Annotated in this window: 19 protein-coding genes; 7 read left to right on the top strand and 12 right to left on the bottom strand. The window is 59.4% G+C overall.

Features of this window, described 5'->3' with window-relative positions; all coding sequences use genetic code 11:
• Positions 1-19 precede the first annotated feature (19 nt).
• Positions 20-1,204 (bottom strand): glycosyltransferase family 4 protein, encoded by a 1,185-nt coding sequence (locus BLW11_RS23195; protein ID WP_088500150.1) that lies wholly within the window; start codon positions 1,202-1,204, stop codon positions 20-22.
• A 64-nt stretch (positions 1,205-1,268) separates the two neighbouring features.
• Positions 1,269-2,027 carry a sulfate transporter CysZ gene (gene cysZ / locus BLW11_RS23190; protein WP_048360058.1) on the bottom strand — a complete coding sequence of 253 codons (759 nt, stop codon included), beginning with the start codon at positions 2,025-2,027 and terminating at the stop codon, positions 1,269-1,271.
• 309 nt (positions 2,028-2,336) lie between these two features.
• Between cysZ and trxB the strand changes: the two genes are divergently transcribed.
• Positions 2,337-3,299 (top strand): thioredoxin-disulfide reductase, encoded by a 963-nt coding sequence (trxB, locus tag BLW11_RS23185; protein WP_048360057.1) that lies wholly within the window; start codon positions 2,337-2,339, stop codon positions 3,297-3,299.
• A gap of 165 nt (positions 3,300-3,464) precedes the next feature.
• On the opposite strand, the gene BLW11_RS23180 is transcribed toward trxB, so the two are convergent.
• The 6 genes from BLW11_RS23180 to BLW11_RS23155 form a co-directional block, all read right to left on the bottom strand.
• A complete protein-coding gene (locus tag BLW11_RS23180; RefSeq protein ID WP_048360056.1) occupies positions 3,465-3,806 on the bottom strand; it encodes a HopJ type III effector protein in 342 nt (113 codons plus the stop codon).
• The gene (locus tag BLW11_RS23175) at positions 3,799-4,095 is read right to left on the bottom strand and encodes a DUF1244 domain-containing protein (RefSeq protein ID WP_048360055.1); all 297 of its coding nucleotides are present in this window, start codon (positions 4,093-4,095) and stop codon (positions 3,799-3,801) included. Before BLW11_RS23175 ends, BLW11_RS23180 begins: the two co-directional genes overlap by 8 nt.
• 14 nt (positions 4,096-4,109) lie before the next feature.
• Positions 4,110-4,496, bottom strand: a complete 387-nt coding sequence (folX, locus tag BLW11_RS23170) for a dihydroneopterin triphosphate 2'-epimerase (protein ID WP_048360054.1) — start codon at positions 4,494-4,496, stop codon at positions 4,110-4,112.
• A complete protein-coding gene (folE, locus tag BLW11_RS23165; RefSeq protein ID WP_048360053.1) occupies positions 4,496-5,056 on the bottom strand; it encodes a GTP cyclohydrolase I FolE in 561 nt (186 codons plus the stop codon). Before folE ends, folX begins: the two co-directional genes overlap by 1 nt.
• Before the next feature lie 24 nt (positions 5,057-5,080).
• The gene (gene folM, locus BLW11_RS23160) at positions 5,081-5,791 is read right to left on the bottom strand and encodes a dihydromonapterin reductase (RefSeq protein ID WP_048360052.1); all 711 of its coding nucleotides are present in this window, start codon (positions 5,789-5,791) and stop codon (positions 5,081-5,083) included.
• Between the two features lie 88 nt (positions 5,792-5,879).
• Positions 5,880-6,449 carry a putative antibiotic biosynthesis monooxygenase gene (locus tag BLW11_RS23155; protein WP_048360051.1) on the bottom strand — a complete coding sequence of 190 codons (570 nt, stop codon included), beginning with the start codon at positions 6,447-6,449 and terminating at the stop codon, positions 5,880-5,882.
• 321 nt (positions 6,450-6,770) lie between these two features.
• On the opposite strand from BLW11_RS23155, the gene BLW11_RS23150 reads away from it, so the two are divergent.
• Positions 6,771-7,703: a MerR family transcriptional regulator gene (locus BLW11_RS23150; protein WP_048360050.1), complete on the top strand. Its 933-nt coding sequence runs from the start codon at positions 6,771-6,773 to the stop codon at positions 7,701-7,703.
• Between the two features lie 6 nt (positions 7,704-7,709).
• Here BLW11_RS23150 and BLW11_RS23145 read toward each other — a convergent pair whose 3' ends face one another.
• Together BLW11_RS23145 and BLW11_RS23140 are read right to left on the bottom strand one after the other, a co-directional pair.
• On the bottom strand, positions 7,710-8,315 hold the full coding sequence (locus tag BLW11_RS23145) for a hypothetical protein (RefSeq protein ID WP_048360049.1): 606 nt from the start codon (positions 8,313-8,315) through the stop codon (positions 7,710-7,712).
• A gap of 59 nt (positions 8,316-8,374) precedes the next feature.
• Positions 8,375-8,842 (bottom strand): PAS domain-containing protein, encoded by a 468-nt coding sequence (locus BLW11_RS23140; RefSeq protein ID WP_048360048.1) that lies wholly within the window; start codon positions 8,840-8,842, stop codon positions 8,375-8,377.
• A gap of 101 nt (positions 8,843-8,943) precedes the next feature.
• On the opposite strand from BLW11_RS23140, the gene BLW11_RS23135 reads away from it, so the two are divergent.
• The gene (locus BLW11_RS23135) at positions 8,944-9,399 is read left to right on the top strand and encodes a flavodoxin (protein ID WP_048360047.1); all 456 of its coding nucleotides are present in this window, start codon (positions 8,944-8,946) and stop codon (positions 9,397-9,399) included.
• Here the strand turns inward: BLW11_RS23135 and BLW11_RS23130 are convergent.
• Positions 9,380-10,276, bottom strand: a complete 897-nt coding sequence (locus BLW11_RS23130; RefSeq protein ID WP_048360046.1) for a LysR family transcriptional regulator — start codon at positions 10,274-10,276, stop codon at positions 9,380-9,382. The two genes, BLW11_RS23135 and BLW11_RS23130, sit on opposite strands and share 20 nt — an antisense overlap.
• A gap of 99 nt (positions 10,277-10,375) precedes the next feature.
• Between BLW11_RS23130 and BLW11_RS23125 the strand changes: the two genes are divergently transcribed.
• From BLW11_RS23125 to BLW11_RS23115, 3 genes are all read left to right on the top strand, one after another.
• Positions 10,376-10,762, top strand: coding sequence for a CidA/LrgA family protein (locus BLW11_RS23125; RefSeq protein WP_048360045.1), 387 nt, complete (start codon positions 10,376-10,378; stop codon positions 10,760-10,762).
• Positions 10,752-11,438, top strand: a complete 687-nt coding sequence (locus tag BLW11_RS23120; protein WP_048360044.1) for an LrgB family protein — start codon at positions 10,752-10,754, stop codon at positions 11,436-11,438. The genes BLW11_RS23125 and BLW11_RS23120 overlap by 11 nt, the downstream gene beginning before the upstream one ends.
• Before the next feature lie 381 nt (positions 11,439-11,819).
• Entirely contained in the window at positions 11,820-12,194 is a 375-nt protein-coding gene (locus BLW11_RS23115) for a hypothetical protein (RefSeq protein WP_048360043.1), read from the top strand.
• A gap of 12 nt (positions 12,195-12,206) precedes the next feature.
• Here the strand turns inward: BLW11_RS23115 and BLW11_RS23110 are convergent, their stop codons facing one another.
• Positions 12,207-13,001 (bottom strand): IclR family transcriptional regulator, encoded by a 795-nt coding sequence (locus BLW11_RS23110; protein ID WP_048360042.1) that lies wholly within the window; start codon positions 12,999-13,001, stop codon positions 12,207-12,209.
• A 164-nt stretch (positions 13,002-13,165) separates the two neighbouring features.
• On the opposite strand from BLW11_RS23110, the gene hmgA reads away from it, so the two are divergent.
• Positions 13,166-14,470, top strand: a complete 1,305-nt coding sequence (gene hmgA / locus BLW11_RS23105) for a homogentisate 1,2-dioxygenase (protein ID WP_048360041.1) — start codon at positions 13,166-13,168, stop codon at positions 14,468-14,470.
• Positions 14,471-14,472 lie beyond the last annotated feature (2 nt).

Below are 14,472 nucleotides of genomic sequence, written 5' to 3'. Positions count from 1 at the left end.
AACCTCAACCGGCCCTGGTTCAAGTTTTTTTCGATTCGATCTGCACCAGAGCTTCGCTTGCGCAGCCCTGGCAAGCCCGGTGCAATTGGCTTTCGAACTGCTCTATGACCCTCGGCCAGCCTTGGCGGCTGGCATGGCGGCGCGCATTAAGGCGCAGGGTGCGCAAGGTTTCGGGGTCTTCCAGCAACCAGCACGCGGCTTCGATCCAGGCGTATTCATCGCCAGGCATGGCCAGCACGCCGTTGTAGCCGTGGCGAATATGCTGGCCCGCCGCGGCCTCGTCATACGCCACCACGCCCAGCCCCGAGGCCTGAGCTTCGAGCACCACATTACCGAATGTCTCACTCAGGCTCGGAAACAAAAACACATCCCCGCTGGCGTAGTGCCGCGCCAGCGCTTCCCCGGACTGTTGCCCGCAAAAAATCGCCTCAGGCAACGAGGCTTCCAGTGCTGCGCGTTTTGACCCGTCGCCCACCACGATCAACTTGAAGCGTCGCGTCGGGTAACGGGCTTGCAGTGCATCAAGGCAGCGCTTGAGGGCGCCGAGGTTTTTCTCCGGTGCCAGGCGCCCGACATGCAACAGCGCAATATCGTTGTCTCTGAGGCCCCAGCTGTGGCGCAACCCATTCTGGCGTTTTGCGGGGCTGAACAGCTGACTGTCGACACCCCGTTCGAGCAGCTCCAGGCGTTCAAAATGCCGGCGTGCAAGTTCCAGGCGCTGGCTGGTGCTGGGGACGAGGGTTAATGCCGAACGGTTATGGAACCAGCGCAGGTAGTGGGTCAGCGCGCGGGTAAGCAGGCCCAGTCCATATTGGCTCAAGTACTGCTGGAAATTGGTGTGAAAGCCCGTGACCACCGTAATGCCCAAACGCCGCGCGACGCGTAATGCGCACAGGCCCAGTGGTCCCTCTGTGGCGATATAGATCACATCAGGAGGTTGTTGGCGCCAGCGTTTTGTCAGGCGGTGGGTGGATGTCAGGCCCCATTGCAGTCCCGGGTAGCCGGGTAATGCCCCGCCCCGGCAGAGCATCAACTCGTCGTTGCTGCGCAGGTCTCCATCGTCGGCCTGGCGCGGGCGCACCAGCTCTACATGGTGATTGCGTGCACGCAAGCCATTGCACAGCTGGCCAAGGGTATTGGCCACACCGTTGATTTCGGGCGGGAAGGTTTCGGTGATCAGGGCGATGTGCAGGGCTGTGGTCATGGCCCCAGTGTGCTTGGGGGCCATGACGCCCATATGTCACGGTGATGATGAATTTATGAAGCCGTTAGCTGCGACCGGACGCTGCCAGCGCTTCGTCGCCGCGTTCACGCACCCAGAACAGGGTCGCCCCGGCCACGGCAGCAGGCATCATCAGCACGTTGACCACCGGGATCAGCAGTGCCAGATAGACGATGCCGCCGAAACTCATGCTCTGCCAGCGCTTCTCGCGCAGCCAGGCAAGCATCTCGTTCCAGCCCAGCTTGTGGTTGTCGGCCGGGTAGTCGATGTACTGAATGGCCATCATCCAGATCCCGAACAGCAGCCAAAGCGGTGCCGCGATCAGGTTGAGCACCGGAATGAACGAGAGGATCAGCAGCGCAATGGCCCGAGGCAAGAAATAGCCCAGCTTGCGCATCTCCCGGGCCAGGGTGCGGGGCACCATGGCAGCCAGCTCGGCCCAGCTGAAGGGGGGGGAGTTATCGATTCCGCGCACGACGGCTTCGACTTTTTCCGCGAGAAATCCGTTGAACGGCGCAGCAATGATATTGGCCAGCATGGTGAAGGTGAAAAACACCATCAGTGCCACCAGCACCACGAACAGTGGCCATAACACGTAGTTGAGAAAACTGAGCCAGCCGGGCAGCGAGGGCATCAAGGCATCGACCCAGAGGCTGAACTGATGCCCGGCGAAATAAATCAACCCGACGAACAGCACCAGATTGGTCAGCAACGGCAGCAGCACGAACAAGCGCAGGCCGGGGCTGAGTACCAACTTTAGGCCTTCACGCAGATACTGAGGGCCAGACAGAACGGGGGCGGGCATAGAGAGCTCCGAGCAGTGGGAAACCGGGCGACCTTAACGGCTTTATCTGTAGGACGAAAGCCTTGTCGCTGTATCGACAATAACTGTAACAAAGCCGTCTAAAATCGAATTCGACTACATAGAGACCTGCTATGAGCTGGATTGTTAATGCGTATTTCCTTACTCTCTGCGGCCTCTATAAGCTTCACCCATATTTTTCAGGATCTGCGAATTTCAGGCTTTGCCTGAGCAGGTTTAAAGTTTTTTTATTCCAGCCGGTAAAGCGGCGTTCCGACCCGGTTTCAATGCGGGCGGTCATAGGAGTGAGTCATGTCTGAAGTACGTCATTCGCGTGTGATTATTCTGGGCTCCGGCCCTGCCGGTTACAGCGCTGCAGTCTATGCGGCCCGCGCCAACCTCAAACCACTGCTGATCACGGGCATGCAGGCTGGCGGTCAGCTGACCACCACTACTGAAGTCGACAACTGGCCGGGTGATGTTCACGGCTTGACCGGCCCGGTCTTGATGGAGCGCATGCGCGAACACGCCGAGCGTTTTGAGACTGAAATCATTTTCGACCACATCAATGAAGTGGATCTGAAAAACCGTCCGTTCACCCTCAAGGGTGACAGCGGTACTTTCACCTGCGACGCGCTGATCATCGCGACCGGCGCCAGCGCCCGTTACCTGGGCCTGCCGTCTGAAGAAGCGTTCATGGGCAAGGGCGTTTCGGCCTGTGCGACCTGTGACGGTTTCTTCTACCGCAACAAGCCTGTTGCCGTGGTGGGGGGTGGTAACACTGCCGTTGAAGAGGCCCTGTACCTGGCTAACATCGCCAGCAAGGTGACCCTGGTTCACCGTCGCGAAACATTCCGTGCCGAGAAGATCCTGATCGACAAGCTGCACGCACGTGTAGCTGAAGGCAAGATCGAGCTCAAGCTGAACGCGACCCTGGACGAAGTCCTGGGCGACAACATGGGCGTAACGGGTGCCCGTCTGAAAAACAACGACGGCAGCTTTGACGAGCTGAAAGTCGACGGCGTGTTTATCGCCATCGGCCACACGCCGAACACCTCGTTGTTCGAAGGCCAGCTGGAGCTTAAAGACGGTTACATGGTTGTGCAGGGCGGCCGTGAAGGCAACGCCACGGCCACCAGCATCGAAGGCGTGTTTGCCGCGGGCGACGTGGCTGACCACGTTTACCGTCAGGCCATCACCTCGGCTGGCGCCGGCTGCATGGCTGCACTGGACACCGAGCGTTACCTGGACGGCCTGCAGAACGCTCAGTTCTGATAGCCCGCCCCAACAAAAAAACCGGCCTTGGCCGGTTTTTTTGTGTCTTGTGCCAACCCCACAAACTGTAGCCGCTGCCGAAGGCTGCGATGGGGGGCGCAGCCGCCCGTTTTTGAAGGTTCTTCGAACCTTATCGCAGCCTTCGGCAGCGGCTACAGTTTGGTGTTACGCCTTGCGCGTCAGCGGTTGGGCTTCGAACTTCACACCGGCCAGACCGTGGTCAATCAGCGCACGGATATTGCTGTGGTCAGTGCCTTCGGGGGTGGCCAGTACCGAGCGGTAATGCTCGCCAAACGCCAATAGCGCCTCCTGATCACTCAAGCCTTCCAGCAGGGCCAGGCCCAGAGTCTTGCACGAACCTTCGTTTTGCCCGGCCGCGTTTTCTACGCCGCCGTTGTTGAACGCTTGCGGCTGGTAATCGTAGTGCGCTGCGATAAACGCCAGGGTGTCGGCAAAGGCGTGTTCGCCGCTGTTGAGGCTGGCGCGCAGGGTGTTCAGATCAGTCATGCTTTTTTCCTTGGGCAAACGCCGCCGATTGTTCGGCGCTGGCTTCTTTCTGGTATTGGGATTTCCACTCGGCATACGGCATGCCGTACACCACTTCGCGGGCGTCATCGAGGCTGAGGTCGATCTGACGCTCGTCAGCCGCGGCCTTGTACCACTTGGACAGGCAATTGCGACAGAAACCCGAGAGGTTCATCAGGTCAATGTTCTGCACGTCCTTGCGACTGTCCAGATGTGCGACAAGGCGGCGAAAGGCGGCCGCCTCCAGTTCAAGCTGTTCTTGTGGCGTCATGGGGGTCACCGGGGTCAAGAGGTTGCAGTCTGGCGGCTGGCCGCCAGCGTTATCGATACCGACTCGGCAAAACGCAGCGCGTGCGGCTTGTCGACTTCAACTTCGGCATACAGCACAGCCGTGTTGGCCATCACCAGGTCCAGCAGCTCCTGGGTCAGGCGCTCCAGCAGGGCGAAGCGGTTTTCTTCGACATGATGGATCACGGCCTTGGTGATGGTCCGGTAATTGAGCGCATGGTCGATGTCGTTGTCACGCACCGCCTCCTGCGCCGCATAGAGGATGGTGAGGTTGATCAACACATCCTGCTTGTTGAGGATCTCATCCTCATTGATCCCGATAAACGTGCGCAGGCACAGGTCCTTGACGCGAATACGGGCCATTCCAGGCTGAAGTTGTGGCATTACGACTTGCTCCGTCCAATCAATTGCAAGAACTCCATGCGGGTGCTCGGTTCGCGAAATGCGCCCAGCATGACCGAGGTGTTCATGGTCGAATTCTGTTTTTCCACGCCGCGCATCATCATGCACATGTGTTTGGCTTCAATCACCACGGCCACGCCTGCGGCCTGGGTGACGCCCTCAATGGCATCGGCGATTTCCCGGGTGAGGTTTTCCTGGATCTGCAGGCGCCGGGCAAACATGTCGACAATGCGGGCAATTTTCGACAGCCCCAGGACTTTGCCGGTCGGGATATAGGCCACATGGGCCTTGCCGATAAACGGCAGCAAGTGATGCTCGCAGAGCGAGTACAGCTCGATGTTGGCGACTATTACCATTTCGTCACTGTCGGAGGCGAACAGGGCGCCGTTGACGATGGTCTCCAGGCTCTGGTCGTAACCCTGACACAGGTACTGCATGGCCTTGGCCGCACGCTTTGGGGTGTCGACCAAACCTTCGCGGTCCGGGTTCTCACCCAGGCCAATAAGGATGTCGCGGTAATACCCGGGCAGTAATACGCTCATGAAAATACTTCCTCGCGGGGCGGCTTATTTGAGATGCCGGCCGCCATTGACGGTCAGGGTAGTGCCGGTCACATGGGGGTTGTCCAGCAGATAGCGCAGGCTCTGGTAGATCACCTCTGCGCCGGGTTCTTTGCCCAGCGCAGATTTGGCCAGCGCTTTGGTGCGGTACGCCGCATCGTCGTCAGGGTTGAACAACAGCATGGCCGGGGCGATACCGTTGACTTTGATCTGTGGCGCCAGTTTAGCTGCGAATGACAAGGTCAGGCTTTCGAGCCCGGCTTTGGTGGCGCAATAGGCAATGTGCTTGCTACTGCCCTTGCGCGTCACGTCATCACTGATATGTACGATATCCGCCGGGTTCGAACGCTTGAGCAACTCGCTGCAATGCAGGTTGATCAGGTACGGCGCGAGCATGTGCACGCTGAACATCTGCATGAAGGCGCTGGTGTGTGTTTCTGGCGTTTCTGCCAGCCAGGCCGAGGCGTTGTGGACAATCGCCCGCAGGCTGTCGGTGTGCTTTTCAAGGCTTCGGATGAAATCGAGAATGCCGGCCTCGCTCGAGAAATCGGCAAACAACCCGGTAGCGCCCAGATCTCGCAGGGTTTGCACGCCAGGCTTTTCGCTGCGATAGGTGAAAATCACCGGGTAGCCGTCTGCCAGCAGCTGCTGTGCACAATGCAGGCCGATGCGTTGGCCGGCACCAGTGATCAGGATTGGAGCAGAAGAAGTGGGCATGACGGACTCGGAGCAGGTAAGCCGGAAACAGTCGCGGCGCAATGGCAAAACTATACCAGCGTCCGCGACGTAACGCCCAAGCCCAGGTTTAGTTGCGGTGAGTCGCGACAGTACTGCGCAAAGGTTTGTTTGGCGTGCTGTGCAGCCAGCCGGCCAGCAAATGGGTCGACAGTGGAATAAACAGATAAACCATCAGGGGCGTCAGGGCCAGGGTGCTGACCAGAACCCGTGGCACCAGGCTCAACTCGGCCAGTAAAGGGGCGCACACAAAGTTGAACAACAGCGAGACGGGGAAGAAGGCCAGCCAAATGGCAACCGCTTGCTTCCAGCGTGGGGGCCGCTGCCCGGCAGCGCCAAACCAGCCGTCAATACCTCTGACCCGATGCTCTGAAGGGTTGGCGAACAAGTCACTGCCGCGCAGTAACCAGGCCTTGCGCGACACGGAGTGCTCCCAGGCGTGCAGTGTGGATTCGTCGGCAAAGCGAAAAATGATTTGGAACTCGTCGTCGCCCGGAGGCGGGGCCAGTACGCCGGAGCCCAGGTAGCCGGAAAAGTCCGTGGCCAACTGTTCGCCTTCATGCAGCCAGGCGATCAACTCCTGATAGCGGCCTTTGGCAACACGGCGCGCGACCATCAACGTGACGGGGGAGGTAGACATTGTGTATCTCCATGAGGCTGATGTTGCCCGGGTAGGGCAAACACAAAACACAGCGCCGGGGTGGTGGGCTGAGTGATGGAAAACAAGCAAGTATCGTTCCTGAGTGCAGCGGTTTTAGCTTGCGTAGCAGCTGCCGAAGGCTGCGTCCGGCGGCGAAGCCGTCGTAAATCCATTCAATGCGTTCAACCAGTTAAACCAGAACTCAGAATTCACAGTCGCTTCGCAACCGGACGCAGCCTTCGGCAGCTGCTACGGGAGCGGGGGCGCTCACAGGAAATGGAGCGTAGAATGCGCCCATCTACTGCAAATTGTGCCTTCCCAATGCCCGTAATTACTGAAGCTGAGCCCATTACACTGGCTGATGATTGCCAAGGTCTCTACCCGATCCGGGAAGTGGCTAGGCTCACGGGCATCAACCCGGTGACACTGCGCGCCTGGGAGCGGCGTTATGGTTTGATCGAACCAAAACGCACCGAAAGTGGGCATCGCCTGTACTCAATGACCGATATTGAGGCAATTCGCCGGGTCATGGGCTGGCTTGAGCGTGGGGTTGCCGTCAGCAAAGTCGCGCAATTACTCGCGAATACCCCGCCCGCCGACAACCCGCCGCCTGTTGCCAGCGAGTATGGCGACTGGCAAGCCCGGATCAGCAGCGCCCTCACGACATTCAACGAACCGGAGCTGGAGCGCCTGTATGGGCAGATTTTTTCCAGCTACCCGGCAGAAATCGTGTTTCAGGGGATTTTCCTGCCGCTGTGGCAGCAGTTGCTCAGAACTCAGGATGTTTTTGGCCACACCAGCGAATGGTTGATGCTGGATGGGTTTTTGCGCGGGCGGGTGCAGCATCGCCTGCAATTGCAGGCGGCGGGTGCCCGGCAGTGTGTGATCGTGGTGGCGATGCCCGGGCTGTGTCGCGAGCTGGAACTGCTGGTGGCAGGCTTGCTGCTGACGCGTAATGAACGGGTGGTCAGGGTGCTGGCCATCGGTCAGCCATTGGATGAGCTGTCGCTGATTTGCCAGAAGCTGGAGCCCCAGGCCGTGGTGCTGTTTGCCAGCCATGCGCTGGGCACGGCGCACCAGCGCAGGCTGATGCGGCTGGCGCAAACCTTGAACTGCTCGGTGTCGTTGGCGGGGGAGGGGGCAAACCTGGCCCAAGAGGCGCTGGCCGATTCGTCCATTGCTTGCCTGGGCAGCGAGGCCCGGCTGATGAACCAGCGTCTGGACGCCGATCTCAAGGCAATCCTGGGCAGCTGACCGGTGTCAGACGTGCAGGCTTGGATGGGCCAGGCGGTGTTGTTGCAGGATGTACTGGCGCAACCGCTCGGTTTCGCCCTTGTCCCGCTGGCTTAGACGGTAGGCGTACAACCCCAGCTCAGTCTTGCGCTCGAGGGTGCCGCGCAGGGCAATCCGTTCATATCCGTCGGGGCTGAACCACTGTGCGAACTGGCGGGGTGGCGGGCTGTCGTGCCGCATCTCAACCAGTACCCCCTTGAACGACATTTCGGTGATCCACAGGTGCCCGGCCTTGCCCCGGATGTTCTCCAGTGGCACCGGCTCGGCCAGCGTCAGGCGCCAGGGGCGGGCCTTAGGACCGTCTTCGAAGATGCTTGGAACCCCCAGTTGAAGATGCTGGGCGTGGAACTCGTCCTCCACCAGGCGCAGCGGAAAACTCATTTGCTGGTTGTCAAATTGCGCCAGGATCGTGACTTGTTCGTGGGCGGCCAGCCGTGTCAGCAAATCACGGATTTGCGACACCCCATTGACCATCAGGCTGGACGACGCATCCCGCCTGTTCAGCAGCGGGTTCTGGTGCATCGTTTGGATGAAATCCAGTTCGTCCTGAGTCAAAAGGGCATCGTGGGACATGGGGGTGGGGCTCAAAAAAGGTCTGAAAAATCGGGTCAGCAAGTATCTGACCGCAATTTTTACCTTTTGTTTGATCCGCTCGTCGCCTTGAGTGCCAGCAGTTCGGCCTGTACCGCGGCCAGCTGGGCTTCGAGCTGCGCGACCCGCTGCTCTGCCTTGACCTGTTGGGTGACATCCTTTTGCACACCAATGAAGTACGTCAGCTTGTCGCTTTCGTTGAACACCGGCGTGATCGACAGCTCATTCCAGAAGTGCGTACCGTCCTTGCGGTAGTTGCGCAGTACCTGGCGGGTTGGCTGCCCGCTGGCGATGGCTTCGCGGATCAGCTTCAGGCCACACTGGTCACGGTCGCCGGCCTGCAAAAAGCGGCAGTCCTGATACAGGATATCGTCGCGGCTGTAGCCGGTAAGGGCTTCAAAGGCGTTGTTCACATAAATCAGAATGTTGTCTTCGCCCTCTTGTTCGGCGACCACAATGCCGTCCTGGGACGCATCCACCATGCGTTGTAACAAGCGAGCGTTGATCATTGTGTTGTTCTCCAGAGAGGCGTGCAGAGTTGTGCATGGTAAGGCATCGCCGCCAGACCTGTTAATATCCCAGCCTTTTAGTCAGTTACAGGATCAGATTGATGAAAGTCGCCATCCTTTCCGGCTCGGTGTACGGCACCGCTGAAGAAGTCGCTCGCAATGCAAAACAGCTGCTTACCGATGCCGGTTTTGAGGTTTTGCTCAATACCCGCGCAACCCTGGCCGATATTCAGGCGTTTGGCCCCGAGGCTTTTCTGGCCGTGACTTCAACCACGGGCATGGGCGAGTTGCCGGACAATCTTGTGCCGCTCTACAGCGCCATTCGTGACCAGTTGCCCGCCGCCTGGCGCGGCTTGCCAGGTGCGGTGATCGCGCTGGGAGACGAAAGCTATGGCGACACCTTCTGTGGCGGTGGCGAGCAGATGCGCGAGCTGTTCGCAGAGCTGGGAGTGCGTGAAGTGCTGCCGATGCTGCGTCTGGATTCCAGCGTCACGGTGACCCCGGAAGAAGACTCCGAGCCATGGGTTGCAGACTTGATCAAAGCCCTGAGCCAGTAACCGGGCGTTCACGCAGCAGCTCCAGCCAGGCTTGGGCTGCCCGTGACAAATACGCGCCGTCACGCCAGATAAATGCAATGTCCCAGCGCAGATAATCCGGTGCGACAAGCTTTAAACGAACCACTCCGGGGCGTTCCAGGGCGCGGGCAACCACGCTGGGCAGCAACACCACGCCTTGGCCTGCGGCCACCAGCGCCACCAAAAAATCTGCCTGGCCACTGCGCCCCCCTTCCTTGGGAGTAAAGCCTGCTTGCTGGCAGGCCTTGAGCACACGCTCGTTGAGCACAAAGCTGCGCTGATAGAGCAAAAAGGGCGTGTCGGCCAATTGCTCAAGGCGCACGCTGGGCCCTTCTGCCAGTGGGTGATCTGCCGGGATCAGCACGTCCAGGGGCTCGTCACAAAATGGTTGATAAGCGAATGTGGGGTTTTTCGGGGTCAGGCTGCCGCCCAGCTCCAGCTCGCCACTCAATACCGCCTTCTCAATATTCAGGCTGCCTTCTTCCAGCAACTGCACTTGAATATTCGGATAGCGCCGACGGTATTCTGCAAAGAGCCCGGCGAACAGTGTATTGCTGCCCAGCAGCGGCAGGCCCACCCGCAACTCGCCCCGGGCCATGTGGCTCAAGTCGTCGAGTTCACTCAACAATTCCTGATGCAACCGCAGCATGCCTTCGGCCCGCTGCAACACCACATTACCCGCAGCCGTCAGCCTGACCTGTGAACCCAGTCGATCAAACAGCGGCGTGCCGAGGCTGTGCTCAAGCTGCGCCACCTGCTTGCTCACCGCTGACTGGCTGATATGCAGACCTTGGGCCGCCTGGGTAAAGCCCCCCAGGCGTGCGACTTCAACAAAGGTGCGCAGGTGTTTGAATTCCATCTTCGTGATTCCATTTTGGAATGCCTATAAGTCTGACAATTCGTTTTCGGGATGGCAACAGGCTCTTTAAACTGAAGGCCTGTCTGGAATGGAAACATCATGAAAAGCTTCGATGTAAAACGCGTGGGTCGGCTGATCAGTGAACTGGCCGTGTTGCTGGCGCTCTACTTTTTAGGCTGCCAACTGGCGGCCTGGGGGCACTTGCCGATACCGGGCGGTGTGGTGGGGATGGCGCTGTTGCTGCTGGCGTTTGCCCTGGGCTGGGTCAAGCCTGCGACCCTGCAACTGGGCGCCGGCGTGTTGATGGCTGAAATGCTGTTGTTCTTTATTCCCGCCCTGATGAGCCTGCTCGACTACGGCGTGATCGTGCGCGATGACGGCTGGCGCATCCTGCTGGTGATTGGCGTGAGTACTTTGCTGGTGATGGTCGTGACGGCGTTTACCGTGGAAGCGGTGTGCCGCTGGAGGGTGCGCCATGAAGTTTGAGCTGATGCCCATGTTCTGGCTGTTGTTCACTCTGGCGACCTACGGCTTTAGCCGCTGGTTGTACCGGCGCACCGGGCGTTACCTGCTGTCGCCGCTGATCCTGGTGCCCGCATTGCTGCTTGCCGTGGCCGTGCCGCTGCACACCGCGTATGCCGAATATTCAAGCAACACCCATTGGTTGATGCTGGTGTTGGGCCCGGTCACGGTGGCCTTCGCCGTGCCGATCTGGCAGCAACGCAAGTTGCTGGCCCGGCACTGGGTGGCGCTGTTACTGGGGATGCTGGCGGGCAGTGCGGTGTCTATCGGCAGCTCATTCTGGCTGGCCCGGGCGCTGTCGCTCGACACCTCGCTGACCATGTCCCTGGTGCCGCGCTCCATCACCACGCCGTTTGCCATGCCGCTGGCACAAGACCTGGGCGGCGTACCGGAGCTGACGGCCGTGTTCGTGATGTTTACCGGTGTGTTTGGCGCGTTGCTGGGGGGCATCCTGCTCAAGTGGTTGCCGCTGCGCAGCAGCCTGGCACGGGGCGCGCTGTTCGGCATCGGCGCCCACGGTGCGGGTGTCAGCCGCGCCCGGGAAGTGGGCAGCGAAGAAGGTTCGGTCGCGGGGCTGGTCATGGTCCTGACCGGCATCCTCAACCTGTTCGCCGCGCCGTTGCTGACAATGGTGTTTTAGAAGGCATAAAAAAGGCCGCTGTAAAACAGCGGCCAAGGAAGACGTTCATCAAGGAGCAACAAATCAACGTCAGGGTAAATCGGGTGGCAGAGTCGATGCGACTCGATGCGGGTAAGTGCTGGAAAGTTCGACAAGAATAAGGGCTTGGCAGCAGCGGAGTAAGGTCGCTTTGCGACAATCTCTGTTACAGCTTTGGCAACAGTTTTCTGGTCGGAAAATGGCGGTGAGTCAAGGAGTTAGACGCCTGTGAGCGGCGCGATAACTATGTGTTTCACCGCTTGTGCCTGGCCCGTATTGAATGCGCCTTCACATGAAGGCTCCCGGCAGTTTCAGTCACGGCACCACGCCGCGCTGGTTGGGGGCACTAACAGGAGGTACATCATGAGCCATATGGATAAACGCGCATTCGATGCTGGCGACTTCACCCTTAAGCCGAGCCCGGAAGTGGTCGAGAGGGTGCGTTCATTTCTGAATCAGCAGTTGCAACCTTTTGGGGTGGACTGCGAAAACATCCACATCAACACGGTCAACAACATCGTTGATGAGAGCCTGACCTTTAGCCAGAACTTGCTGGGCCTGGGCATGGATACGCTGGAGTGGGGCACCGTGCAGTCGCACAACGATTGGGAGAGCGGGGTTTTCTCCAAAGCCAATACGTTCCAGGACATGCACCGCATGCGGCAACTCCCCATCGAGCGCCTCGAGGAAATGATGCGAGAGCTGCTCGATGAGGCCAAATACAAGTGGATGGTCTAATACCGTCGACGGTCAGCCCGGCTGGTAGCCCATCCGCCAGCTGATGGCCTGGCTCGCAGCCAGCAATCGTTTGGCTGCGGGCCCGTTCTCATCGGCATGGAACAGTGACGTCGGGCCAACCACTGTCAGTACGCCCGCCACCTTGGCGGTAGCATCAAATACCGGGGCCGATAACGCATCGACGCCGGGCATCAGCAAGCCGTGCACAAAGTGCAAACCGCGTTCGCGGATCTGTTCACAAAGCCGGGTGTAGGCCTCAGGGGTTTGCAGCGGATGAACCAGGTCGGTTTTCAACTCCTGCTCGCGCAAGTCGGCGGTTTCGCGGTCAGGCAAAAAGGCGTTGAACACTAGGCCCGTGGATGAACTCAACAGCGGTAGAACCGAACCCAACTGGGTCACCACCGTGATAGCACGCACCGCCGGCTCTATATGCACCACGGTTGCGCCCTGATTGCCCCAAACGGCTAAAAAGCAGGTTTCGTTCAAGTCATCACGCAGCTCGGCCAAGGGCATGGCGGCGACTTTGAGCACATCCATGCTGTTGAGCGCGGCCAAACCCACTCGCAACGCCTCGCGCCCCAGGCCGTAATGGTTGGTGGCGACATTCTGCTCGGCAAAGCCACTGGCAATCAGCGCCTGCAAGTAGCGATGCACCTTGCTGGCAGGCATTTGCACGTGCTCGGCCAGGCGCGACAGAGAGGTCGAGGGTGACAGCTGGGCCAGGGCCTTGAGGATGTCGGTGCCGACCTCGGCTGAACGTACTTTTTGCTTACCGGCACTCTCGTTGCTGCTGCGGGGCTTTTCCATGGCGATGCTTGGATCTCGGGACGAATGGGCGTCTTTATAGCTTGACGCTGAATACCAATCAAATTACGTTATGCGTAATCGAATTACGATAAAAATAACGCAGCGACGCGCAAGCTGTTTCATCGCAGCGCGCAGTCAACTGTCTTCTCCACTCTGGAGGCTCCATGAACCTCGACGCGTCTTCGCCAGACTTGGGCTATCAATCCGGGTTTGGCAACGAATTCAGTAGCGAAGCACTGCCTGGCGCCCTGCCGGTTGGTCAGAATTCCCCACAAAAAGCCCCCTACGGCCTGTACGCCGAATTGTTCTCCGGCACCGCGTTCACCATGGTGCGCAGCGAAGCACGGCGTACCTGGATGTACCGTATCCAGCCGTCGGCAAACCACCCGGCGTTCGTCAAGCTTGAGCGCCAACTGGCCGGTGGCCCGCTGGGCCCGGTGACGCCAAATCGCTTGCGCTGGAACCCGCTGCCGATTCCTGCCGAGGCCACTGACTTTATCGATGGCCTGGTGGGTATGGTGGCCAATAGCGGGGCGGAAAAACCCTCGGGCATCAGCATTTACCACTACCGCGCCAACACCTCGATGCAACGGGTGTTCTTCAATGCCGACGGCGAATTGCTGCTGGTGCCGGAGCAGGGGCGCTTGCGCATCTGCACGGAGCTGGGGCGACTGGACCTGGAGCCTTTGGAGATCGCGGTGATCCCCCGTGGTTTAAAGTTTCGCGTTGAGTTGCTCGACCCGCAGGCCCGTGGCTATGTCGCCGAGAACCACGGCGCGCCGCTGCGTCTACCCGATCTGGGGCCTATTGGCAGCAACGGCCTGGCCAACCCGCGTGATTTTCTGACCCCGGTCGCCTATTACGAAGACACCCGGCAAAGCACGCCGCTGGTGCAAAAGTTTCTCGGTGAACTGTGGGGCTGCGAGCTGGATCATTCGCCGCTGAACGTAGTCGCCTGGCACGGTAATAACGTGCCGTATAAATACGACCTGCGCCGTTTCAACACCATCGGCACCGTCAGTTTCGATCATCCCGATCCGTCCATTTTTACCGTACTGACCTCGCCAACCAGCGTGCCTGGCCTGGCCAACCTCGACTTTGTGATCTTCCCGCCGCGCTGGATGGTGGCTGAAAACACCTTCAGGCCACCGTGGTTCCATCGCAACCTGATGAACGAATTCATGGGCCTGATCCAGGGCAGCTACGACGCCAAGGCCGAAGGTTTCCTGCCGGGTGGCGCGTCGCTGCACAGCTGCATGAGCGCCCACGGGCCGGATGGCGAAACCTGTACCAAAGCGATTGCCGCCGAACTGCAACCGAGCAAAATCGACAACACCATGGCTTTCATGTTCGAGACCAGCCAGGTGTTGCGCCCCAGCCGGTTTGCGCTTGAGTGCCCGCAACTGCAATCGAACTACGACGCTTGCTGGGCCTCGCTGCCCGTGACCTTCACCCCGAATCGGAGATAACC

This window comes from Pseudomonas deceptionensis, assembly GCF_900106095.1.
GTDB classification, from domain to species: Bacteria; Pseudomonadota; Gammaproteobacteria; order Pseudomonadales; family Pseudomonadaceae; genus Aquipseudomonas; species Aquipseudomonas deceptionensis.
This window is presented reverse-complemented; position numbering and strand designations above follow the sequence as displayed.

Coding starts and splice junctions, on each gene's coding strand:
- folE (WP_048360053.1), bottom strand. CDS start 5,056: ATGAGCGTATTACTGCCCGGGTATTACCGCGACATCCTTATTGGCCTG.
- folM (WP_048360052.1), bottom strand. CDS start 5,791: ATGCCCACTTCTTCTGCTCCAATCCTGATCACTGGTGCCGGCCAACGC.
- BLW11_RS23130 (WP_048360046.1), bottom strand. CDS start 10,276: ATGGAATTCAAACACCTGCGCACCTTTGTTGAAGTCGCACGCCTGGGG.
- trxB (WP_048360057.1), top strand. CDS start 2,337: ATGTCTGAAGTACGTCATTCGCGTGTGATTATTCTGGGCTCCGGCCCT.
- BLW11_RS23140 (WP_048360048.1), bottom strand. CDS start 8,842: ATGATCAACGCTCGCTTGTTACAACGCATGGTGGATGCGTCCCAGGAC.
- BLW11_RS23110 (WP_048360042.1), bottom strand. CDS start 13,001: ATGGAAAAGCCCCGCAGCAGCAACGAGAGTGCCGGTAAGCAAAAAGTA.
- BLW11_RS23195 (WP_088500150.1), bottom strand. CDS start 1,204: ATGACCACAGCCCTGCACATCGCCCTGATCACCGAAACCTTCCCGCCC.
- BLW11_RS23155 (WP_048360051.1), bottom strand. CDS start 6,449: ATGTCTACCTCCCCCGTCACGTTGATGGTCGCGCGCCGTGTTGCCAAA.
- BLW11_RS23135 (WP_048360047.1), top strand. CDS start 8,944: ATGAAAGTCGCCATCCTTTCCGGCTCGGTGTACGGCACCGCTGAAGAA.
- BLW11_RS23175 (WP_048360055.1), bottom strand. CDS start 4,095: ATGACGCCACAAGAACAGCTTGAACTGGAGGCGGCCGCCTTTCGCCGC.
- BLW11_RS23150 (WP_048360050.1), top strand. CDS start 6,771: ATGCCCGTAATTACTGAAGCTGAGCCCATTACACTGGCTGATGATTGC.
- cysZ (WP_048360058.1), bottom strand. CDS start 2,027: ATGCCCGCCCCCGTTCTGTCTGGCCCTCAGTATCTGCGTGAAGGCCTA.
- BLW11_RS23125 (WP_048360045.1), top strand. CDS start 10,376: ATGAAAAGCTTCGATGTAAAACGCGTGGGTCGGCTGATCAGTGAACTG.
- BLW11_RS23180 (WP_048360056.1), bottom strand. CDS start 3,806: ATGACTGATCTGAACACCCTGCGCGCCAGCCTCAACAGCGGCGAACAC.
- hmgA (WP_048360041.1), top strand. CDS start 13,166: ATGAACCTCGACGCGTCTTCGCCAGACTTGGGCTATCAATCCGGGTTT.
- BLW11_RS23115 (WP_048360043.1), top strand. CDS start 11,820: ATGAGCCATATGGATAAACGCGCATTCGATGCTGGCGACTTCACCCTT.
- BLW11_RS23120 (WP_048360044.1), top strand. CDS start 10,752: ATGAAGTTTGAGCTGATGCCCATGTTCTGGCTGTTGTTCACTCTGGCG.
- BLW11_RS23145 (WP_048360049.1), bottom strand. CDS start 8,315: ATGTCCCACGATGCCCTTTTGACTCAGGACGAACTGGATTTCATCCAA.
- folX (WP_048360054.1), bottom strand. CDS start 4,496: ATGCCACAACTTCAGCCTGGAATGGCCCGTATTCGCGTCAAGGACCTG.